At 68.4% G+C, this 22120-nt stretch carries 13 protein-coding genes; 4 read left to right on the plus strand and 9 right to left on the minus strand.

The annotated features are described in order from the left end of the window. Positions 1 to 159: 159 nt before the first annotated feature. The 3 genes from FL311_RS14725 to FL311_RS14735 form a co-directional block, all read right to left on the minus strand. Positions 160 to 2112, minus strand: coding sequence for a M3 family metallopeptidase (locus FL311_RS14725; protein ID WP_141325778.1), 1953 nt, complete (start codon positions 2110 to 2112; stop codon positions 160 to 162). Between the two features lie 205 nt (positions 2113 to 2317). Continuing rightward, on the minus strand, positions 2318 to 5245 hold the full coding sequence (locus FL311_RS14730) for an Ig-like domain-containing protein (RefSeq protein WP_141325779.1): 2928 nt from the start codon (positions 5243 to 5245) through the stop codon (positions 2318 to 2320). Between the two features lie 93 nt (positions 5246 to 5338). Then, positions 5339 to 6142, minus strand: coding sequence for an SDR family oxidoreductase (locus FL311_RS14735; protein WP_141325780.1), 804 nt, complete (start codon positions 6140 to 6142; stop codon positions 5339 to 5341). Positions 6143 to 6257: 115 nt separating this feature from the next. Here FL311_RS14735 and FL311_RS14740 point away from each other — a divergent pair, with 115 nt between their 5' ends. Next, positions 6258 to 8879 carry a U32 family peptidase gene (locus FL311_RS14740; RefSeq protein WP_141325781.1) on the plus strand — a complete coding sequence of 874 codons (2622 nt, stop codon included), beginning with the start codon at positions 6258 to 6260 and terminating at the stop codon, positions 8877 to 8879. Between the two features lie 3 nt (positions 8880 to 8882). On the opposite strand, the gene FL311_RS14745 is transcribed toward FL311_RS14740, so the two are convergent. From FL311_RS14745 to dnaE, 6 genes are all read right to left on the minus strand, one after another. Next, a complete protein-coding gene (locus tag FL311_RS14745) occupies positions 8883 to 9920 on the minus strand; it encodes a prephenate dehydrogenase/arogenate dehydrogenase family protein (RefSeq protein ID WP_141325782.1) in 1038 nt (345 codons plus the stop codon). Positions 9921 to 10000: 80 nt separating this feature from the next. Next, positions 10001 to 13261, minus strand: coding sequence for an RCC1 domain-containing protein (locus tag FL311_RS14750; protein ID WP_141325783.1), 3261 nt, complete (start codon positions 13259 to 13261; stop codon positions 10001 to 10003). A gap of 569 nt (positions 13262 to 13830) precedes the next feature. After that, positions 13831 to 14658 carry a crotonase/enoyl-CoA hydratase family protein gene (locus tag FL311_RS14755; RefSeq protein ID WP_141325784.1) on the minus strand — a complete coding sequence of 276 codons (828 nt, stop codon included), beginning with the start codon at positions 14656 to 14658 and terminating at the stop codon, positions 13831 to 13833. A gap of 81 nt (positions 14659 to 14739) precedes the next feature. Beyond that, on the minus strand, positions 14740 to 15462 hold the full coding sequence (locus FL311_RS14760) for a double-CXXCG motif protein (RefSeq protein WP_141325785.1): 723 nt from the start codon (positions 15460 to 15462) through the stop codon (positions 14740 to 14742). Positions 15463 to 15469: 7 nt separating this feature from the next. Continuing rightward, a complete protein-coding gene (locus FL311_RS14765; RefSeq protein ID WP_368668572.1) occupies positions 15470 to 16225 on the minus strand; it encodes a TIGR02269 family lipoprotein in 756 nt (251 codons plus the stop codon). A 22-nt stretch (positions 16226 to 16247) separates the two neighbouring features. Next, entirely contained in the window at positions 16248 to 19799 is a 3552-nt protein-coding gene (dnaE, locus tag FL311_RS14770) for a DNA polymerase III subunit alpha (RefSeq protein WP_141325787.1), read from the minus strand. A 339-nt stretch (positions 19800 to 20138) separates the two neighbouring features. On the opposite strand from dnaE, the gene FL311_RS14775 reads away from it, so the two are divergent. The 3 genes from FL311_RS14775 to FL311_RS14785 all read left to right on the plus strand — a co-directional run. Continuing rightward, positions 20139 to 20588: a Spy/CpxP family protein refolding chaperone gene (locus FL311_RS14775; protein ID WP_141325788.1), complete on the plus strand. Its 450-nt coding sequence runs from the start codon at positions 20139 to 20141 to the stop codon at positions 20586 to 20588. A gap of 87 nt (positions 20589 to 20675) precedes the next feature. Next, a complete protein-coding gene (locus FL311_RS14780) occupies positions 20676 to 21482 on the plus strand; it encodes a M14 family metallocarboxypeptidase (RefSeq protein ID WP_141325789.1) in 807 nt (268 codons plus the stop codon). Positions 21483 to 21555: 73 nt separating this feature from the next. Then, positions 21556 to 22120 (plus strand): aldo/keto reductase (locus tag FL311_RS14785; RefSeq protein ID WP_228556877.1); only part of this gene is annotated, 565 nt, incomplete at its 3' end.

Consider the following 22120-nt stretch of genomic DNA (forward strand, 5'->3'; position numbering starts at 1 on the left):
TACCAGCCTGGGCGTGAAGTCGCACTATTTGATTGTGCGACTCATTATCATTATCGAGCGCAATGCGTCAAACGAAGCTCTGGCGAGGGGTGCGTGCTCGGAAACGAGAATGGGGTGCCCCATCAGCGGAGCACCCCACCCGTCAGCCCGGCGTCACGCTCACGCGGCCTTGTTCAGCCAGGCCTCGTAGGCGGCGTAGTCGTAGTCGCGGCCCAGGAAGGCGTGGACCAGCCGGGCCGCGTCGTCGGAGCCACCCGGCTCCAGCACCGCGCGGCGGTAGGCCTTCGCGGGCTCCGGAGACAGCAGGCCCTGCTTCTGGAACACCGTGAAGAGGTCCTTCGCGATGACCAGCGACCACATATACGTGTAGTAGTTCGACGAGTACCCCTCCAGGTGCCCGAAGGACAGGTGGAAGTACGTCCCCTCCACGTAGGGGAACGGCGTGTACTTGCCCTGCAGCTCGCGCACGAGCGCCGTGGCGTCCAGGCCCTTCGGCTCCCGCCGATAGATTTCCAGGCTGAGCGCCGCGTAGAACATCTGCTGGCGCACCCACAGGCCCTTGCCGAACTCCTCCGCGCGGCGCATCCGCGTCACCAGCTCCGCGGGCAGCGGCTCTCCCGTCTGATAGTGCTTCGCGAAGGTCTGCAGGCTCGGCGCGTCGCGCGCCCACTCCTCGAGCATCTGCGACGGCGCCTCCACGAAGTCCCACTCCGTGCGCACGCCCGACACGCCGGCCCAGCGCGTGTGGCCGCCGAAGATGTGGTGCAACAGGTGGCCGAACTCGTGGAGGAACGTCTCCACGTCGTCGTGCTGGAGCAGCGCGGGCTCGGCACCGGGCTTGGGGAAGTTGCACATCAGCACGCCCTCGGGCAGCCGGCGTCCGGCCTTGCCGCTGGTGAGGGTGAACTGGGCCGCGTGCTTGTACTTGTCCGCGCGCGGGTGCATGTCCAGGTAGAAGCGCCCCTTGACGGCGCCGTCCTCCAGCACGTCGTACGCCTCCACGTCCGGGTGCCACACCGTGGCGTCGGTGATGCGCCGGTAGGTGACGCCGAACATCTTCGCCGTCAAATCCAACATGCCCTGCTTCACGCGCGAGTACTCGAAGTACGGACGCACCGCCTGCGAGTCGAACGCGTACTGCTCCGCCTTGATGCGGTCCTCCAGGTAGGCCTGGTCCCACGGGTCCACGCGCGCCGCGTCCGGCACGTCGCGGCGCTTGCGCTCGAGCAGCAGCGCGTAGTCCCGCTGCATCCGCGCGCCGGACGCCTGGGAAATCCGCTCGATGAAGTCCGCGGCGGCCTGCTCGTCGCGAATCATCTTGTCCTCGGTCGCGAAGGCCGCCCAGTTGCGGAAGCCCAGGAGCGTCGCCAGCTCGTGGCGGCGGGCCACCATGCGCTCGAGCACGTCGGTGTTGCTCGGGTGGCCGCGCAGCCGGAAGGCGCGCCACATCTGCTCGCGGGCCTTGGCGTCGCGCGAGTACGTCATGAACGGGATGATGTCCGGGTAGTCGGTGGTGATGACCACCTGTCCGTCGGCGCCCGGCGGATGCGCGCGGACGTAGTCCTCCGGCAGGCCGTCCAGCGCCGCGGGCGGCAGGGACACGGTGCGCGTGTCCTGGAGCATGTTGCGGCTGAACTCCTGGCCAATCTTCACCAGCTCGTCGTTGAGCGCCTTCACGCGCGCGCGGGTGGCGTCGTCGCGGTCCACGCCGGAGCGGCGGAAGTCGCGCAGCACCTTCTCCACCCACTTGCGCGTCTGCGCGTCCTGGCCGGACACGTCCAGCGAGGCGAGGACGTCATAGACGCCCCGGTCCATGCGGATGTCGGTGGCGAGCGTCTCCAGCTCCTGCTCCGCGGCCTCGGCGGCGTCGCGCATGGCGGCCTCCGGGTGCGAGTGCCGGGCGACGCTCGCGCGGGCCGCCGCGTCGTCGAGCGAGGCCATGGCCTCGTCGTAGAGCTCCAGCACCTGGACCACGTCGTAGGGGGCCTTGAGGCCCTTGAGGCGGGCGATGCCGGCGCGCGTGGCCTCCATGGCGGCCTCTCCGGAGCGCCGGAACTCGGCGGGCGGACAGGTGATGAGGCGGACAGCGTCGGTGACGGGCGTTTCAGACACGGGCTGCTCTCCTGAGCGTGCTGACGGGTTTCACCCACGCTCCTCGCGTTCTTCCGAGGAGCGACGGAAGGATGCGGGGCAAAGGTAATCCGCCCGCCGCTCACGAGCAGCAGCCTTTCACGGCCGGACGGCACGCTGGCCGACAGTGGGCCGACCCCACCCCACCCCGGGAGGGCACGTGGGCCCACCCCGGCTGTCGGCTGGACTACCGACGAGGGGGCGTCCGGACCGGCAGCGCCGGAGACGGCGGGGCGTCCAGCACGTTCACCTCCTGGGACGCGGTCAGCGCCGGGTCCTCGGTGTCCTCGGCCAGGACGGTCATGGTGTCCGACTCGGAGAACGTCACGCTGAAGACGTGCACGCCCGCGCTGGCCTCGGTGAAGGTGAAGGGGGCCGGGAGGGTGGCCCCCGGGTCCTGGGCCACTCGCACCTCCACGGTGCCCCGGTAGCCCGAGGCCGGGTTCGCATACGCATCCTGGAGCGTCACCGTGACGTCGACCGGCTGACCTACCGTGGGCATCGGTGTCGCGACCGACAGGAGCATCGACACCGCCGGCCCCGGCGTCACCTCCGCCTGGACCTCGACGGACAGGCCGCCCCCCGCCTCCGCCACGGTGAGGGTGTGCGTGCCCGTGCTCTTCAGGGCCGCGGTGAAGGTGAGCTGCCCCGCGTTCGGGGCCGCGAAGTCGAGCGTCAAGGGGAACTCGGCCTGGGCATCACTCGACTCGAGCTCCACGATGCCCATGTAGTCGGTGACGACGTTGTCGAACGCATCCCTCACGCGGAGGGTGAGCACGTGCTCGGAGCCCGCCTCCACCTCGGCGGGGAGCCCCTCGAGCGTCAAGTGGTGGGGTACCCCGCTTGTGACCTGCGCCTCGACCGAGCCGGTGAGCTGCGAGGGGCCCGTGGCCGTCACGCGCTGCGGGCCCGTGGTGACCAGCACCACCGGACTGCCGAAGCTGTGCACGCCCTCGTCCTGTGTCGTGAAGGTGTGGCTCGCGGGGAGCACCGCGTCCGGGTCCGTGGAGGTGAGCGCCACCGCGCCCGTGAAGCTCCGCACGGGGTTGCCGAACGCGTCCACCACCGTCACCGTCACCGTGGACTCGTCTCCCGCGGTGACGGTGGAGGCGAGCCCCGTGAGCACCAGCTCGGCGGGCGCGGCCGCGTCGATGTCGAACTCCTCGCTCTGCACGGTCAGCCCGTTCACGGTGGCGACGAAGCGGTACGTGCCAGCCTCCTCGAGGACCAGGTTCGTGAAGCGCGCCACGCCGGCGACCGCGGAGACCTGCACCGGCTCGAAGTCCGCGCCACCGACGAGCGACAGCGTGACGGGCAGCGTGGACGCGGTGACGACGTCGCCCTGCGGATTCAGGAGGGAGACGACCACCTCCGCCAGCGGCTGCCCCGCGGTGCCCGACACGGGCTGCGGGGTGAAGGCCACCTGCGTCACGTCGTTGCTCTGCGTCTGGAAGGCCAGGCTGTTGGAGAGCGAGGTGTTGCCCCGGTTGTCCGTCACGCGCAGCGCCGCGTGGTAGGTCTGCTGCGGCGTCAGGTCCCCGATGGTCGCGGACTCGGCGGTTCCAGGCTCCGCGGGAGCCCCCACACCACCCACGGGCGTGGCCCCGTCGAAGTCCGCGGCGGTGACGATGGGCGACATCGAGTAGCGCAGCGACTGCGCCGTGGCCCGGCCCAGGAGGCCATCGTCTCCGACGGCGGTCCACGTCAGCGTCACCGAGTCGATGCCCGGCGTCCCGAGCGCGAGCGTGGGCTGCGCCGGCGGGAGGTCATCGATGATGGAGAGCGTCTGGCTCCGGGCCTGCGTGAGCCCGCTCGCCGTGGCGAGCAGGTGGTAGTCGCCATCCGAGTCCACGCGCAGGCCGGTGAAGCGGGCCACGCCGTCCACCGGCGCCAACTGGGTGACGCCCACGAGCGGGATGCCCTCCTCCAGCGCCAGCGTCACCTGGGGCGCGCCCACCAGCGCGACGTTGCCGTGGACATCGTGGAGCTCCACTGTCACTTGCGACAGCTCGCCGCGCACGGAGGCCGCGGGAGGTGCGCGGGTGATGGCGAGCACCGACGCGGCGCCGGCCACCACGCCCACCGTCCGCCGCGTGCTGAGCATCGACACGTCCACGTCGCGCACGGTGAGCTGGTGGCTGCCCGCGCGGTTCAGCGTGATGCCGGTGAAGGTGAAGCGGCCCATGTCCTGTGGGGTGAAGGCATGGGACGGGGGCAGCGAGGCCGAGGCATCCGTGGCGAGCAGCCCGAGCGTGCCCCGGTAGGTCGTGACCACGTTGCCGGAGGCATCGCGCACCGTCACCTGCGCGGAGCGCTGCGTGCCCGCGACGGCGACGGCCTCCAGCCCCTCGACCTCCAGGGATGCGGGCACCCCCGGGAGCACGTTGAACGAATCCAGGGTGGCGTCCGACACACCCGGCGCGCTCGCCACCAGCCTGCGTCCCACCACCGTCTTGTGGACCAGCAGGTCGTCGAACCGCGCGACGCCGTTCACCGGCGTCACGGTGAGTGTCCCCTCCAGGGCCGCGCCCTCGGGATTGGCGGGGAGCGACAGCGTCACGGGAGCCGTGGCATCCGCGACGAGCCGCCCGTCCTCATCCACGAAGCGAACCTCCAGCGTCGGAAGCCGAGCGCCCGCCGAGCCATCCACCACGGACGTGGAGAACTCCAGTCGCGTGGCCACCGGTGAGACGAAGGTGAAGGTGGGCTGGGACACGAGCACCACCGAGCCGCCCTCGGCCGCGACGGAGGCCGTCACCCGCTTGACGCCGCCGCGCGTGGAGACCACGAAGCCGACCGCCACCCCCGCTGCATCCGTCCGGCCCGGCTGCGTCACCACGTTGCCCTCGCCCGCCACCGCCACCGCCACGGTGCGGCCGGCCATGGGCGCGCCGTCCTCGTCCTTCACGACGACGGTGATTTCGCCCCGGTCCTCACCATTCGCGACGAGCTGCCGCGACGGCGTCAGGAGGACCGTGGAGGCGACGGCGTCCGGCAGGAGCGGCGGGGGCGCGAACTGCTGGGGCGGTGAGTCCTCGCCACAACCGAGCAACAGGCCGAGGCACAGCAGGACCCACCCGAGGAGCCGGGGTGACGGACGAAGGCTGACGGACATGCGGTTCTCCGGAACGCGAGCGGCCCCCCCAGGGAAGGTACCGCTCGCGTCGCCTTCTATCAGACCTACCCCGGAAGACGTACCCGCGGGGGGCTACATGCCCAGGGCGCCCATCAGCGCGGCGCCGCCCAGGAGGGACTGGCCGCCGTCACAGACCATGATGGAGCCGGTGATGTAGGACGCGGCGTCCGACGACAGGAAGAGCGCCAGGCGCGCGATGTCCGCCTTGGTGCCGAAGCGCTGCAGCGGCAGCAGCTGCGCGAGCTTCTGGGTGCCCTCCTCGCTGGGGGCGAGGCGCCGCATGCCCTCGGTGTCCTCGATGGGGCCGGGCGTGATGGCGTTGACGCGCACACCGGCGCCGCCCCACTCGAGCGCCAGCACGCGGGTGAGCATGTCCACGCCCGCCTTGGCGGCGCAGACGTGGGCCTGCATGGCCATGGGCAGGTAGGCCTGGGGCGCGGAGATGTTGATGACGCAGGCGCCGGGCTTGCGCAGGTGCTCGAAGCCCGCGCGGCACAGGTTGAAGGTGCCCAGCACGTCGATGTCCATCACGGCCTTGAAGCCGTTGGAGGACATGCCCAGCGCGGGCGCGGGGAAGTTGCCGGCGGCGCCACAGATGAGGATGTCCAGCTCGCCGTACGCGTCGCGCACCGCCTGGAGCGCCTTCTCCACGGAGGCGTAGTCACGCACGTCCGCGGGCACGCCCATCGCGGTGCCGTGGGCCTGCAGGCCCTTCACCGCGCCCTCGAGCTTCTCCACGTTGCGGCCATTGATGGCCACCTTGGCCCCAGCCTTCACGAAGGCCTCGGCGATGCCGAGGTTGATGCCGCTGCTGCCGCCCGAGATGAAGGCCACCTTGCCCGCGAGCAGCCCGTCCTTGAAAACGCCATCCGCCATGACTCGTCTCCTGTGGAAGCAACCGGGCGGCGACTTGACCAGAACCCGCCGCACCGCGTCCACGAGCGATTGAGGACGGACGCGGGCGCATGCCCTCTGTGTTAGAGGTCCCGACATGCGCCGTCGTCCTGAAATCCTCGCTCCCGCTGGTGACCTCGACTCCATGAAGGCCGCGCTGGCCAGCGGCGCGGACGCCATCTATTTCGGCCTGGACGAGGGCTTCAACGCTCGCGCCCGAGCGGAGAACTTCTCGCTCGCCCGCCTGCCGGAGACGCTGGCGATGGTTCACCGCGCGGGCGCCCGGGCGTATCTGACGTTGAACACGCTGGTGTTCGAGCCGGAGCTGCCGGTGGTGGAGGACATCCTGCGGCGCGTGGCCGCGGCGGGCGTGGACGCGCTCATCGTGCAGGACCCGGCGGTGGCGCTGGTGGCGCGCGCGGTGTGTCCGCAGATGGAGGTGCATGCCTCCACGCAGATGACGATTTCGAGCGCGGAGGGCGCGCGCTTCGCCCGAGGCCTGGGCGCCACGCGCGTGGTGGTGCCGCGCGAGCTGTCGGTGGCGGAGATTGCGCGGCTGGCGTCGGAGACGGACATCGAGCTGGAGGTCTTCATCCACGGCGCGCTGTGCATGTCGTGGAGCGGCCAGTGCCTCACCAGCGAGGCGTGGGGTGGACGCTCGGCGAACCGGGGACAGTGCGCGCAGTCGTGCCGGCTGCCGTACGACCTGGTGGTGGATGGGGAGACGAAGGATTTGGGCGACGTGCGCTACCTGCTCAGCCCCAAGGACCTCGCGGGCGTCATGGCGGTGCCGAAGCTGGTCGAGGTCGGTGTGCACTCGCTGAAGATTGAAGGTCGGCAGAAGGGGCCGCAGTACGTGGCCACGGCGGTGCGGGGCTATCGGCGCTGGGTGGATGGCGTCGCCGCGGGACAGGGCGACACGGGCGCGCTGCGCAGGGATTTGGCCGACATGACGCTGTCGTACAGCCGGGGCTTCTCGCACGGGTTCTTCGCGGGCTCGGACCACCAGACGCTGGTGGAGGGGCGCTTCCCCAAGCACCGCGGTGCGTTCCTGGGCGTGGTGGAGTCGGTGCACGGCCGGGACGTGCGCGTCGTGGAGGACCCGAAGGGGCGGCCGTGGACGGGCGGGCTGGGCGCGGACACGCGAGCTGGAGCGCCGCAGGGCAAGGTGTCGTCTCCGCTGGAGACGGAGGCGCCCGTGGCCGCCGAGCTGTCACCGCGTCCGGGCATGGGCGTGGTGTTCGACGACGGGCATCCCGAGGACAAGCACGAGGCCGGTGGGCCGTTGTTCCGCGTGGAGCGCAAGGGACACGGGTGGGTGCTCGGCTTCGGCAACCCCGGGCCGGACATGTCGCGCGTCGCGGTGGGGCAACGCGTCTGGGTGACGAGTGATCCCGCGCTGGTGAAGCAGACGGAGGAGCTGCTCGCGCAGGGGGAGCCCGAGGGGCGTGTGCCGCTGACGCTCACGGTGTCGGGCTCGGCGGGGACGCCGCTGGTGGTGACGGGCACGGCGCGCGGTGGGCATGTGGCCACGGCGTCGAGCACAACGCCGCTCGCGCAGGCCCGGGCGGGCGGACTGGACGCGGCGCTGCTGAAGGACAAGCTGGCGGCGCTGGGTGGGACGCCGTTCCATCTGGCGGAGCTGGAGGTGTCGGCGCTGGCGCCGGGGCTGCATCTGCCGGTGTCGGAAATCAAGGCGCTGCGGCGCTCGCTGGTGACGGAGCTGACGGAGTCGGTGTCCCGGGGCCTTCCGCGCACGGTGCGCGAGTCGTCCGTGCTGGACGAGGTGCGGGGCTCGGCGCGAGCGCGGGTCGTCGCCCGGTCGGTCGTCGAGGGCGCGCGGCTGTTGCCGCTGTGCCGGACGGACGAGCAGTTGGAGGCGGTGATTGCCGCGGGGCTGCCCGAGGTGGAGCTGGACTGGATGGAGCTGGTGGGGCTCCAGCGCGCGGTGGAGCGGGCGAAGGCGGCGGGGCTGAAGGTGACGATTGCGACGGTGCGGGTGCAGAAGCCCGGCGAGGAGGGCTACGACGCGCGCATCGCGAAGCTCAAGCCGGACGCGGTGCTGGCGCGGCACTGGGGTGCGATGATGCACTTCCTGGAGCGGCCGTTCGCGCCGGGCGAGACGCGGCCGGCGCTGCACGGGGACTTCTCGCTCAACGTGACCAACTCCGTGACGGCGCTGCACCTGTTGGGGTTGGGGTTGGACACGCTGACGTTCGCGCATGATTTGGACGCGGTGCAGTTGGGGGCGATGCTGGAGCACCTGCCCGCCGAGCGCTTCGCGGTGACGGTGCACCACCACATCTCGACGTTCCACACGGAGCACTGCGTGTATTCGCACACGCTGTCGCACGGGCGTGACTACCGGAGCTGTGGACGGCCGTGTGAGAAGCACCGGCTGTCGCTGCGCGACCACAAGGGCCTGGAGCATCCGGTGGTGGTGGACGTGGGGTGCCGGAACACGGTGTTCAACGCGCAGGCGCAGAGCGCGGCGTCGCTGGTGCCGTCACTGCTTTCCCGTGGGGTGCGGCGATTCCGCGTGGAGTTCGTGCGTGAGTCGCGCGAGGAGGCCACGCGGGTGCTGGGCGCGTATCAGGAACTGCTCGCGGGACGCATCTCCCCGGCGGAGACCGTACGCCGCGCTGCGGTGCACGAGCAGTTCGGGGTGACGAAGGGGACGATGAAGGTGTTGAACCCCACGTTCACCGTGCAGCGCTGAGGGTCAGGGTTCCTCGTCGGGCCTGGTGACGGTGTCGCGGCACAGTCGCAGCACGAAGTGGAAGACCTCGTCGATGGAGCCGGTGTGGAGGCCGTCGTGCTCCGCCCACGCGCGTCGGGTGTCGAGCATGGAGGCTTCCCGCTCGGCGTCGGGGAATGGGAGCCCGTGTTCGGACTTCACGCGGGCCGCGTCCTGGACGAGTCGGGCGCGGCGCGCGAGCAGTGAGACCAGTTCCCGGTCGACCTGGTCGATGCGCTGACGCACGTCGAGCAGGGCGGGAGGCGCGGTGGGGCTGCGCACGGCCTTCGCGGAGGCCTCGAGGCCCTGGTGGAGCTCGGTGAGGGCCGTGAGCAGCTCCGCGCGGGCCTCGCGGGCGTAGGGGTTCTCCGACTGCACGACGTTGAAGAGGTGGGGCACCTCGGTGCGCGCGTACTCCTCCAGTCGAGCCACGGGCTGGAAGCTGGGCGGAGCAAAGGGAATGCCCTTCCCCACTCCGGCCTTCACGAGCCCGTGCGCCAGGAAGAACGTGAGCACATGCGTGCGAGCCATCAGCGCGTCGTGTGCCTCGGGAGTCATCTCCGTTACTTCGCAGCCGAGCCGCTCGAACAGCGCGCGGGCCCGCTGGGCGGCCTCGGGGTGCAGCGAGTTGGGACACACCACGGTGCGCCGGGCATCCCCGCGCGCGAGGCTCGCGGGGCCGAAGAGTGGATGCGTCCCGACCCAAGGGATGTCGCGTCCCAGCACGGTGGCAAGCGCCTGCACGGGGCTCACCTTCACGCTGCCCACGTCGATGACGAGCTGGGTGGGGGACAGCAAGGGGCGCAGCGAGGTCAGCGCGTCGTGCATGGCGGTAACGGGCATCGCCAGCACGAGCACCGTGGAGCGCGCGGCCAGGTCCTCGAGGGAACCCGCCTGGAGCTTGGGAGGGACCTCATCGAGCTTCGGGTCGTGGACACGATGGGGGATGCCCGCGTCCGCGAGCAGTCCCGAGAGGGCGCGGCCGAAGCGCCCATAGCCCAGCAAGCCAACCGTCTCCGTCATTCCGAGGGACTCCCAGGACTGGATGCCCTGGGAATCCTCGCATCACGGACTCGAAAGGAGGAAGCCCTTCTGCATCTCGGTTACTGAGGCAAGAGGACCGGCACCGGCCAGAACTCTTGCGCGGCTGGAGCACCGTCCCCCAACTGTCCGAAGATGTTGTCCCCGGAGACCCAGACAGAGCCATCGCTGGACTGGTGCAGGGAGTGGTAGCTCCCCCCCGCCGAGGTCACTGCGTCGAACACCCCGGAGACACGCACAGGAGCAAACCGGTTCGTCGTGCTGGCGTCCCCAAGCTGTCCGAAATCGTTGTCTCCCCAGGCCCACAGGGTCCCATCGTTGCGAGTCGCATATGAAGAATAGTCACCAGCCCCCAAGCTCCTCACTGAACTCAGGACCTGGATGGGGGTGCTGACAGTTCGAAGAGGGCTGTTGCCTACGGAGCCACGGCCATTGGAGCCCCACGCCCAAAGGGAACCATCCGAACGTCGAGCCAGGGAATGAAAGTCCCCCGACGCAATCTCCACCACTCCCGTCAAAGAGGGGATCTGCACAGGGTAGAGCAAATTGGAAGCGCTCTGCCCAGTTCCCAGAATGCCCCCCTGATTATCCCCCCAAGCCCAAACCCTGCCGGCGACGTCCAGCGCCATCGAACTCGTGTAGGCCGCCGACACGGAGACGACCCCAGTCAACCCGGAAACCCGAACAGGACTGAGACGATCTGCAATCGTTCCGTCCCCCAGGGCGCCCGTGGCGTTGTAGCCCCACCCCCAGACCGTGCCATCCGAGCGAACTGCGAGTGAATGATACTTCCCCGCGGCAATCGCAATCACGCGATTCAATCCTGGAACGGGCGCCGGCGCGGAGTGGTAGGTTCGGGTTCCATCGCCCATCTGCCCATGGTTCTCGAAGTCGAGACCACAGGGGGTCGCGCTCCAGGTCCACACCGTCCCATCCGAACGCAAAGCCATGAAGTGGCAATAGCCAGCGGCGACCTCCACGACCTGACTCACGCCAGGAATCTGCTTCGGTACATGGGACCAGCCATTGCCAGCCCCCCATGCCCAGACAGTTCCGTCGGAACGGAGCGCAACGGAGGTCATGTGTGCCGCGGCGACACCCACGATGTCCGTCAAGCCAGGAAGCCGGTAAGGGACCTCTCGCCGGTCAGAAACCCCGTTGCCGAGCTGGCCGTGGCGATTGGCCCCCCACGCCAGGAGCGTTCCGTCCGCGCGCTGCGCAAATGAGTACCCACTGCCCGCCGTGACCGCGGTGATTTCGCTCACACCCGCCAGTCGCATGGGCTGGCTGACGGAGCCCTCCGACCCGTCTCCAAGCAGCCCTCCTCCCCAGATCCAGACGGAGCCATCACCGGCCAGAGCCATGGACTGGGAATAGCCCGCGGAGATCTCCGTCACTCCCGCCAGCCCCGTGATTTGAACCGGTAAATGGCGATCAATCCGAGTGCCGTCCCCAAGCGCGCCAGAGGCGTTCGAGCCCCAAGTCCAACCGGTGCCATCTGCACGAAGCGCGAAAGAGTGGTATGAGCCACCCGCGACGGCCACGATGTTGCTCACGCCTCCAATCTGCATGGGGATGGTACGTGAGGTTGTCGTCCCGTCGCCCAACTGTCCGTAGGTGTTGCTGCCCCATGTCCAGACACTGCCGTCCGCACGCAATGCGAGGGTATGGTAGTCACCGCTCGCGATGGCCACCACGCTGGAGAGGCCGGGCACTTGAATGGGCGTTGTGTTCGACCCCAAGGTGGACCAAGCCCACACGGTTCCATCCCCTCTGAGGGCATGCACTGTCCACGACTCAGCGGCGACGGCGATCACGTTGGCAATTCCGCTGAGCTTCTGGGGAAGAAGGGAATCGCCGGAACCACCCCAGGTCCACACGGTCCCGTCCGCCAGGACCGCGACAGGAGAGTGGTCCGTCGCGGCAACATCCACGACGTAACCCAAGCCCGCGACCGGCACGGGAATGGCGCTGTCATTGGTGGTTCCATTGCCCAACTGACCTTCGCTGTTGTCGCCAGAAGCCAAGAGCGTTCCATCCGGCCTCAAGAACAAGGTGAAGGCACGGTAGCTGCTCGCGCCGCCTGGGGCGACCTTGCTCCATCCCGATCGGACATTCGTGGAGCCCGGAGTCGCACGGTCCTGCAACGTTCCGTTGCCGAGTTGTCCCAGGAAGTTCCCTCCCCATGACTTGACCAGTCCCGAGGACAAGAGCACCAGCGTGTGCGTGCTCCCCATGGCCACCATCCGGCCCTGAGACAAGCCGCTGACCTGGACGGGACTGGTACGGTCCACCTGCGTCCCATCGCCGAGCTGCCCATAGGCATTGAAGCCCCAGGCCCAGATGGTTCCATCCGACCGTACAGCGATGGAGGAAGACAACCCCGAAGCAATGGCTGTCCAGGTCCCCTGCCCCGCCGCTTGAACTGGAGTCAGTCGGTTCGTGAGGGTCCCGTCTCCCAACTGACCATAGGCGTTGTTGCCCCAGGCCTTGACAGCACCATTCGCCTGCAGCGCGAGAGAATGACTGTCTCCCGCGGCAATGGCATTGACGTGGGTCAGCCCGGGGACCTGGGTTGGGGTGAGGCGACGGGCCGTCGAGCCATTACCGAGCTGTCCGCTGGCACCAGCACCCCACGCATGGACGGTTCCATCCGCGCGCAGCGCCATCGAGTGGGCACTGCCTCCCGCCAGCGCAACCACGTTGCCGAGGGTCGTCCCCACCTTGACTGGCGTCGTGCGCGAGGACACGGAGCCGTTGCCCAACTGCCCATCTCCGTTGAAGCCCCATGCCCAGAGCGTCCCGTCCGTGCGTGCGGCCAGGGAGTGTTCCGTGCCCGCGCCAACGGTGGTGATGCCAGTCAGCCCTGGAACCTGCGTGGGAAGGGCGCTGTCTTCGCCGGAGCCGTTACCCAACTGTCCCGAGGAATTGGAGCCCCAGGCCCACACCGAACCGTCCGCGCGCAACGCCAACGAGTGGGAGAGCCCGGCTGCGACGGCGACCACATGGGTCAGCCCCTGGACCCGGACGAACTGAGCCCGGTCGATATAGGTCCCGTCCCCAAGCTGGCCATAGACGTTGGACCCCGCGGCCCAGACCGTCCCATCAGGACGGATGACCAGGGAATGCTCCTGTCCGGCAGCCATTCGCGCCGGAGGTGCGCGGCTGGCAGCCTGGGTCATGCCCTGGTTCGCAAGCGCCACCGGAGCTTCCTGGTGGGGCGTTTCCGCAACACCACAACCTGCCGCAAGAAATGCTCCGAACAGCATCGGGAGCAGCTTGACAAGCGCCCCCGTCGGACGGAACCCCGCCAAGAAATACATACAGAAAGGACCTTTCCACAAAGAGAGGACTCACAACCCGAGGGTCGCGAGCCCGCGCCAATCAAACCCAGGCCGCCATATAGCGCACAGGAAAGGGAATTGCGCCACAGACAAGGCAGCACAGCGAATGGTTGACATTGCGGGGAGAGGACGAGGCGAGGAGTCTTCAAGGACCTCCCTGGCGCCTTGATGACTCCCGAGCGCATTCAGCGGGCAGGCTGGCAGGGTCTTGCTGGCCGGGCCCGCTCACTGGAGGACAGCCCCGGTTCCACGCAGGATATTAAAGGCATTGCCTGGCAAGAAAGGCAGACACCCACCCGAAGAGCCAGACAGGTATTGATTCAATGTGTAGCCGGGAGGTTGCTTCCGACGAACCCGGAAGGAGGCACGAGGCAATAGCGGCGGTGGAGAGATGCGCACCCTTCCGCGCGGAAGGCCAGGCGCGGGAGTGCGCGCCCCTGCCATGCAGGAGCTGAGCGCCTCGCCACCACGATTGAGGCGCCCACGGTCCGGCCAGCCAACCCGCTCCGCCATTCCATGGGACGCCCAGGCCAGGAACGTCGGTGGAATCAGCGGCCCAGGAACCTGGCGGGGCGGCGTTCGGCGAAGGCGGAGAAGGCCTCGGCGAGGTCGTGGGACTGGAGGAACGCGGAGTTCCACACGGCGACGTAGCGCAGGCCGTCGGCGGTGGACTTGTCGGCGCAGTACTCCATGACCTGCTTGGCGCCCTGGACGACGAGGGGAGGATTCTCGGCGATGCGGCGCGCGGTGGCGCGAGCCTGGGTGAGCAGCTCCTCGGCGGAGGAGAACACCTCATTGACGAGGCCCATGCGCAGGGCGCGCTCGGCGTCCACGTCGCCGCCGGTATAGGCGAGCTCGCGCGTGTGGCCCTCGCCGATGATGCGGGGCAGACGCTGGAGGGCGCCCAGGTCCGCGACGATGCCGACCTTCACCTCGCGCAGGGAGAACTTCGCGTCGCGCGAGCAGTAGCGGAAGTCACACGCGGCGATGAGGTCCATGCCTCCGCCGATGCACCAGCCATGCACGGCGGCGATGAAGGGCTTGCGACAGCGGGCGAGGCCCTCGGTGGCCTGCTGCATGTCGCCAATGAGCTTGAGCAGCCGGGTGCGCTCCAGGGCGAGGTTGTTGTCGCCGGTGAGCAGAGGCCCCAGGGACTCCATCATGCCCATGAGGTCCAGGCCGTAGGTGAAGTGGTCGCCGTTGCCACGGACGAGCACCACGCGGACGGAGTCATCGTCATCGAGTGCGCGGATGGCCTCCGGCATCTCCCGCCAGAAGTCCGGGCCCATGGCGTTGCCACGCCCCGGGCCCAGCAGAACCACCTCGGCGACTCCATCCGCCTTCTCGATGCGCAGCGACTTGTACGTGGCGTCCATCACGACCTCCCGCGAGAGTGAGCGCACCGTACCTCACCCACGCGAAAGCGGCGCGCTGACGGAGAAGCACGGCAGCCGCTTTCAGCGAACCTCGAGTTCAAGGAACGCCACTCCATCCAGCCCCAATCGCCTCACCGCATCCACGAAGCGCTCGGTGACAATCAGGGTTGCCCAGCCTTCACGATGCCGGAAGACATCCACATCCAGGGGAAGCGAGGCTGCATCCAAGATAAGGTGTTCAGGCCAGGCCTCGGAGCGCCTGCCGCATGTGGCGCAAGGCTCGCTCCGATTGGGAGCAAGGCCCGTTGAATGAAGCCGCCCATGAAGCTCCAGTTGAAGCTGGAGCAGATCAGGTGGGTTCGCGCCTCGGAACCGAACGTCGATGGGACAACCGTGGAGCCCCCTGACCCCTTCTGCCCGAAGGCGATCCAGAACCTCGCGGCGAAGGAAGAGCGCGGAAGAGTCCTGCATGAAGAGCGCACCAAAGCGTCCCGAGCCCTTTCCAGTGCAGGGCCCGAAATGAGTGCCCGGCTCCAGCAGTGCCCAGGGAGGCGCCAACGGGCGAACCTGCTCACGCAGTCGTGAGAACTCCTCGAACGGAACAGGCCATGGGTCCTTCAGCTTCCGCAACACTTCAGGCGGCAGCCCGGAGAGGTCTACACAGGGATAGGCGAGCCACGTTGCGCCTCCTCCAAGCCGGCACGCCGGACAAGGCTCCACGCCCGGCAAGCACCACTTGTTCACCGCATCCAGCCGTCCGGTGACTCTGAGCGACGTGTCCTCATCAATCTTATAGAACTTCACGGGACCTCTAGGGAGTACGCAACTGAGGCATCGAGTTGAACGGCGCCAAGGGAGCGTTGTAGGGAACCACGGGACCTGTCAGTTCGAAGCGAAAAATGAGCTCGACCGCCTTTCGATGTAGCTCTTCTGGCGTGACAAGACCGCCCTGCTTGCTCTTGCTGGTCCGGTAGTTCCTCCAGGCCTGGTTCCAGAGTCCGCCACGCCCAGTTCCACTGTGGATTTTCCGGTGGATGTGCTCGGGAATCAGAATGGTGAACTTGTGGATGTCGACTCCGTTCGCTCGGAACCACTGAGCGAGTTCCGGCTGCTGCGGAAACAAGTGGTGATGCACGAGCTTCCCTGGCTCGCGAGGTAGCGCGGGCACGAAGCCCTCGCGGTAGCGGAAGTGGAACGTCATCCTCGGCCGCGCACCCGCGCGCAGCCCCAGGCTCCGGTGATTGCGGAAGGCCGGAGGGGCCCGAGGTGGCGGACGCATCGCCAGGGCGGGCTCTACCTGTGGAGCCCCGGTGTCGACGTCCTCACAGCCGAACAGGCCGCAGGCGCCCCCGTCACACGCGAGCACCACGCACTCTTCTTCATGAGCGCGCGAACACGTGCCCACCACTGCGGCCTCGCCTCGAACATGAGCCGTCGAGGGACCACAAGCCGCACCGACCCACAGCACGAATCCAAGGACGCACCCACGGAGCAGCCACATTCCGCGGACTGTAGCCACGAAAGGGTCCCTCTCGTGGCACTCCAGACGGGGTCCCTCCGGCCCCATCAGGGCCGGAGGAATCAGTCCATCACCCGAACTCGACCACCTTCATCCCGAACAGTCGGTCCACGGCGAGCAGCAGGTCGTCATGCACCTGGACCTTCAGGGACGTGTTCCCGATGAGCGCCTCCGCCTCACCGGGGAACAGCACACTGACGGCCACGGGCGTGGCTCCCGCGTATTTCTTCGCCAGCTCGTTGAGCTTCGCCACCCGGTCCTCCGTCAGCAGGTCCGCCGGCACCCGCAGCTCCAGCCGCTTGGTGCGCTTCTCACGGACCTCCTTCAGGCTCTGGATGTTGTCGACGATGAGCTCCGGCGTGGGCGAGTCCTCGTCACGCTGGCTGATCTGCACCGTCCCCGTCACCAGGATGGGGTCGTCCGACTTCAGCAGGTGCTCCCAGTTCTCGAACCCCGGCTTGGGCCCCTGCTTCGTCCACTTGCCGTTGCTCCCCATCACGCTGCGCGTCCCCTCCTTGCCCGGGAAGCACACCAGCTCGATGGAGCCCGACAAATCTTCAATCGTCACCCACGCCATGCGCTTGCCCGTCTTCGTCGGCCGCTCGCGCAGCACCGTGACGACCCCCGCCACCGTGAGCTTGTCGTCCTTGCGCGCGCGCTGCACCGCCGTGATCGGCTTCGCGTAGCGCTTGAGCTCCTTGTCGTACTGATGCAGCGGATGGCCCGACACGTAGAAGCCGATGGCCTCCTTCTCCAGCGCCAGCCGCTCCTTCTCCGACCACTCCTCCACCACCACGTAGTCGTCCTTCAGCCCCGCGCCACCCGACGCCGGCCCCGCCAGCATCCCGAACAACGAGCTCTGCCCCGCCGCCTTGTCCTTCTGGCTGGCCGAGCCCCGGTTCATCGCCTTCTCGATGGTGTCGAAGATCTGCCGACGCGGCCGCTTCTCGAAGTCGAACGAGCCCGCCTTCACCAGCGCCTCGAGCACCTTGCGGTTCACCTTGCGGCTGTCCACCCGCTCGCAGAAGTCGAACAGGCTCTTGAAGTGCCCGTCCTTGCGCGCGTCCAGGATGGACTCGATGGCGCCCTCGCCCACGCCCTTGATGGCGCCCAGCCCGAAGCGGATCTTCCCGTCCACCGCGCCGAACTGCAGGTCCGACTGGTTCACGTCCGGCGGCAACACCTGCAGGCCCGACTCGCGCGCCTCGCCGATGTGCTTCACCACCTTGTCCGTGTTGTCCTTCTCACTGGAGAGAAGGGCCGCCATGAACTCGCACGGGTAATGGGCCTTCAGCCACGCGGTGTGAATCGTGACGAGGCCGTACGCCGCCGAGTGGCTCTTGTTGAAGCCGTACTCAGCGAACTTCTCCATCAGGTCGAAGATTTCGCCGGCGACCTTCAGGTCGACGTTGTTCTTCGCGCACCCCTCGAGGAAGCCGGCGCGCTCGGCCTGCATGACCTCGGCCTTCTTCTTGCCCATGGCGCGGCGAAGCAGGTCCGCGCGGCCCAGGGTGTAGCCACCCAGGACCTGCGAAATCTGCATCACCTGCTCCTGGTACACAATGACGCCGTACGTGTCCTTGAGCACCGGCTCCAGCGCGGGGTGCGGATACGACACCTTCTCCCGGCCGTGCTTGCGGTTGATGAAGACGTCCACCATGCCGGAGTCCAGCGGACCCGGGCGGTAGAGGGCGCCGGCGGCGATGACGTCTTCGAAGCAGGACGGCTTGAGCTTCACCACCATTTCCGTGAAGCCGCTGGACTCCATCTGGAAGACGCCGGCCGTGTCGCCCTTGGCCATCAGCTCCCAGACCTTGTCGTCGTTGAGCGGAATCTCGTGCCGGGGGATGTCCTTGCCGTGGTTGCGCTTGACCAGGTCCAGCGCGTGCTGAATCACCGTGAGCGTCTTCAGGCCGAGGAAGTCGAACTTCACCAGGCCCGCCGCCTCCACCTCGTCCTTGGCGAACTGGGTGATGAGCGTCTTCTCACCCGGCGGCTGGTAGACGGGCACGAACTCCCACAGGGGCTTGTCGGCGATGACCACGCCGGCCGCGTGCATGCCGGGCTGGCGGTGCAGGCCCTCCAGCGCGAGCGCGATCTCCAGCACGTCCTTCGTCGTGACGGGCTTGCCCTCCACCTCGCCGATGTTGCTGGGCTTCTCCATCATCTCCTTGAGGCGAGGCTCCATCTCGATGGCCTCCTTCAAGGTGATGTTGAGCACCTCCGGCACCAGCTTCGCGATGCGATCTCCCTCGCTGAACGGCAGCGCGAACACGCGGCACACGTCGCGCAGCACGCTCTTGGCCTTCAGCGAGCCGAAGGTGATGATCTGCCCCACGTTCATCTCGCCGTACTTGCGGCCGACGTACTGGATGACCTCGTCGCGCCGGTCCTGGCAGAAGTCGATATCGAAGTCGGGCATCGACACGCGCTCCGGATTCAGGAAGCGCTCGAACAGGAGGTTGTACGGGATGGGGTCCACGTCGGTGATGCGCAGCGCGTACGCCACCAGGCTGCCAGCGCCGGAGCCACGGCCCGGGCCCACGGGGATGCCCATCTTCTTCGCCCAGTTGATGAAGTCCTGGACGATGAGGAAGTAGCCGCTGAACCCCATCTTCTGGATGACGCCAATCTCCAGCGACAGGCGCGCCTGGTACTGCTCGCGGTCGATGGGGTAGGTCACCGTGGCCGCCAGCTCGTTGAAGCGCTCGCGCAGGCCCTCGTAGGCCAGCTCCGCCATGAAGCTGTCCGGCGTGTGGCTGTCGGGCACCTTGAAGGTGGGCAGCATGGGCTTGCCCAGCTTGAGCTCCAGGTTGCACTGCTCGGCGATGCGCTGGGTGTTGTGGACCGCCTCGGGCGTGTCCTTGAAGAACTCCAGCATCTCCGTGGGGCTGGTGACGTAGAGCTTGTCGGTGGCGTGCTTCAGGCGCTTGTTGTCCGCCAGCGTCTTGCCGCTGGCGATGCACATGAGCAGCTCGTGTGCGCGCGCGTCCTCGCGCTTGATGTAGTGCGCGTCCGCGGTGGCGCACAGCGGGATGTCCAGGTCCCGCGACAGCTGCATCAGGTTCTCGTTGGCCTTGTCCTGCTCGGGCATCCCGTTGGACTGCACCTCCAGGAAGAAGTGCCCGGGCTCGAAGATGTCCTTGTACTCCTGGGCCGCGCGGCGGGCGTGGTCCATGTCCCCGCGAAAGCACGCGCTCGTCACCTCGCCGCCCAGGCACGCCGTCAGCGCGAACAGGCCCTTGCTGTGGTCGGCGAGCACCTTCTTGTCGATGCGCGGGTGGTAGTAGAAGCCCTGCATGTACGCCGTGGACGACAGGTAGCGCAGGTTGGCGTAGCCCTCCGCGTTCTTCGCCACGAGGATGAGGTGGTGGGAGACCTTCTCCGAGCGGTCCTCACGCCCCTTGGGGCCGGCGACGTACGCCTCCATGCCGAGGATGGGCTTGATGCCCGCGTCCTTCGCCTTCTTGTAGAAGTCGATGGCGCCGAACATGTTGCCGTGGTCCGTCACGGCGACACTCGTCATCCCCTTCTCCTTCACCGTCTTGATGAGGTCCTTCATCCGGATGGCCCCATCGAGCAGTGAGTACAGGGTGTGAAGGTGCAGGTGGGTAAAGGACATGGTGAGGCGAACAGTATGGCCCTCGCCCCCTGCTCGCCAGTCCAGTGTGCGCCCCGCGCGCGAGGGGCCCTGGAGGCCGGAAAATCGGCCTCTTGCGCCGTCGTGTCCCCGTCGGAAAATGGCGGCCCGGGGCCCTCGGAGAACTTGACTCCGCGCGCCTCCCCACCCGGCGTCCAGGCGAGCACGTCCGGGGCGGAACTCCGGGGGCGCACGGGCCTTCATGTTTCTTCACGCCCGGTACAAGCGCGCCCAAAACCCGGCCGGCACATTGGACAGCGTCGCCAGTACGGCGCAGCCACCGGGGCCGCTTTCCGCGCGCCCCTTGCCGGAGAGAAGACCATGATGAAGAAGCTCGCCATCGCCAGTTCCGCCGTCGTCGCCGTCGTGCTGCTCAGCGGCTTCGCCTTTCGCGGAGGGCACCACGGCTGGGGCCACAACCCCGAGCGCATCAAGCAGGTGGTGACGTGGAAGCTCAACGACAAGCTGGATGACCTGGACGCGACGGAGGCCCAGCGCCAGTCCATCCACGCGGTGAAGGACCGCATGCTCGAGCAGGGCGCGAAGCTGGCCGAGGAGCAGCGCGGGGTGCGCTCGGAAGTGGTGGGCCAGCTGGAGTCCGCCACGCCCGACGCGAAGCGGCTGCACGCGCTGGTGGACGAGCGCATCGAGGCCCTGCGCGCGTTCGCCCACCAGGCGACGGACGCCGCGCTGGAGGTGCACGGCACGCTCACGCCCGAGCAGCGCAAGGCGCTGGCCACGGAGTTCCGCGAGCGCACCGGCCTGGAGTGAGGAGCCGCGTCCCCCACTCAACGGCCTTCGTCTGCCCGCGGGTAGGAATGGGTAGGCGACGAGGCGCGCCGCGCATAGGTTGGGAGCGTGAGATACCGGTACACCGACTACGCGCAACGCATCCGCTCCTTCGAGAACCTCGGTGAAGTGGCCGAATACGGACACGTCATCGAGGGCGGGCAGACCTACCCGCTCTTCCGCATCACCGTGCCCGGTGAGCGTTGGCTGGTCATCACCTCCGGCTTCCATGGTGAGGAGCCCGCGGGTCCGCTCACGCTGGCCGAGCGCCTGCCGGAGGTGGTGGCCTACGCGAAGGAGCGCGGCGTGGGGCTGCGCGTGTATCCGTGCATCAACCCCTCCGGCTTCGAGGACGGCACCCGCTACAACCGCAGCGGGGAGAAGCCGAACAACGACTTCATGCGCTACGAGGTGGCGCCGGGCGAGTGGCGAGGAGAGCTGAACCCCGGCCAGGCGCACCTGCGCTGGGCGCTCTACGACGGCGGGCCCAAGGAGACGCGGGCGGTGCGCGCGGACCTGGCGCGCTGGCCCGCGCCGAACGCCGCGCTGGACATCCACCAGGACAACTACCTGGGCGGCGCCGCGACATATGCGTACGTCTTCGGGGACAAGGCCGCGTACCTGCCGCTCGTCGACGCCGCGTCGAAGCACGCCACGGTGATTCGCAACCAGAAGGTGGACGAGAACAACTTCACCGATGACGCGGGCCTCATCTGGTACCACGACGGCAGCGTGACGGACTGGTACATGCGCCAGGGCGTGCCGTACACGGCGGCGCTGGAGACCACCACGCCCACGAGCCTGGACGCGTGCCACCAGGTGAACCTGGCCTGGATCCGGGGCTTCATCGACCTGGCCGCGCGCAAGGAGCGCTGACCGACGCGACGTGCGGCGTGACATGCTGACCCGCCGGTCCGTTCCCTGCGGGTCGCGCGAGGAGGCTGTCACCGTGCAACGTCTGGAGCGCCGTCCGATGGGGATGACGGGCCTGAAGGTGTCCGCGCTGGGGCTGGGCGCGGGGCCCTTGGGGAGCGCGGAGCTGGAGGACCGGGCGGTGGAAGCCCTGCTGCTCGGAGCGCTGGACGCGGGGGTGAACCTCATCGACACGGCGCCGAGCTACGGCGCGTCCGAGGAGCGCATCGGCCGGTTCCTCGGTGCGCGCCGGGGCGACGTCGTCCTGTCCACCAAGTGTGGCTACGGCGTGCCGGGGGTGGAGGACTGGACGCCCGAGTGCATCACGCGAGGCGTGGACCAGGCGCTGCGGCGGCTGCGGACGGATTACGTCGACGTGATGCACCTGCACTCGTGTCCCGAGGAGGTGCTGCGGCGCACGGAGCTGGTGGACGCCCTGCGGCGCGCGGTCGCCCAGGGCAAGGTGCGCGTGGCGGCGTACTCGGGGGACAACGCCGCGCTCCAGGTGGCGCTGTCCAACGGGGCGTTCGGCTGCGTGCAGACCTCCGTGAATGTGTTCGACCAGCGGGCGCTGGAGGGGGCGGTGCCGCGCGCGGCGGGGA

The organism is Myxococcus sp. AB025B, assembly GCF_006518215.1.
Lineage (GTDB): Bacteria > Myxococcota > Myxococcia > Myxococcales > Myxococcaceae > Myxococcus > Myxococcus fulvus.

What these genes read in the sequence shown, in the direction of transcription:
- FL311_RS14730 (WP_141325779.1), bottom strand. Translation starts at nt 5,245, where the DNA reads ATGTCCGTCAGCCTTCGTCCGTCACCCCGGCTCCTCGGGTGGGTCCTG.
- FL311_RS14735 (WP_141325780.1), bottom strand. Translation starts at nt 6,142, where the DNA reads ATGGCGGATGGCGTTTTCAAGGACGGGCTGCTCGCGGGCAAGGTGGCC.
- FL311_RS14740 (WP_141325781.1), top strand. Translation starts at nt 6,258, where the DNA reads ATGCGCCGTCGTCCTGAAATCCTCGCTCCCGCTGGTGACCTCGACTCC.
- FL311_RS14745 (WP_141325782.1), bottom strand. Translation starts at nt 9,920, where the DNA reads ATGACGGAGACGGTTGGCTTGCTGGGCTATGGGCGCTTCGGCCGCGCC.
- FL311_RS14750 (WP_141325783.1), bottom strand. Translation starts at nt 13,261, where the DNA reads ATGTATTTCTTGGCGGGGTTCCGTCCGACGGGGGCGCTTGTCAAGCTG.
- FL311_RS14755 (WP_141325784.1), bottom strand. Translation starts at nt 14,658, where the DNA reads ATGGACGCCACGTACAAGTCGCTGCGCATCGAGAAGGCGGATGGAGTC.
- FL311_RS14765 (WP_368668572.1), bottom strand. Translation starts at nt 16,225, where the DNA reads ATGGGGCCGGAGGGACCCCGTCTGGAGTGCCACGAGAGGGACCCTTTC.
- dnaE (WP_141325787.1), bottom strand. Translation starts at nt 19,799, where the DNA reads ATGTCCTTTACCCACCTGCACCTTCACACCCTGTACTCACTGCTCGAT.
- FL311_RS14775 (WP_141325788.1), top strand. Translation starts at nt 20,139, where the DNA reads ATGATGAAGAAGCTCGCCATCGCCAGTTCCGCCGTCGTCGCCGTCGTG.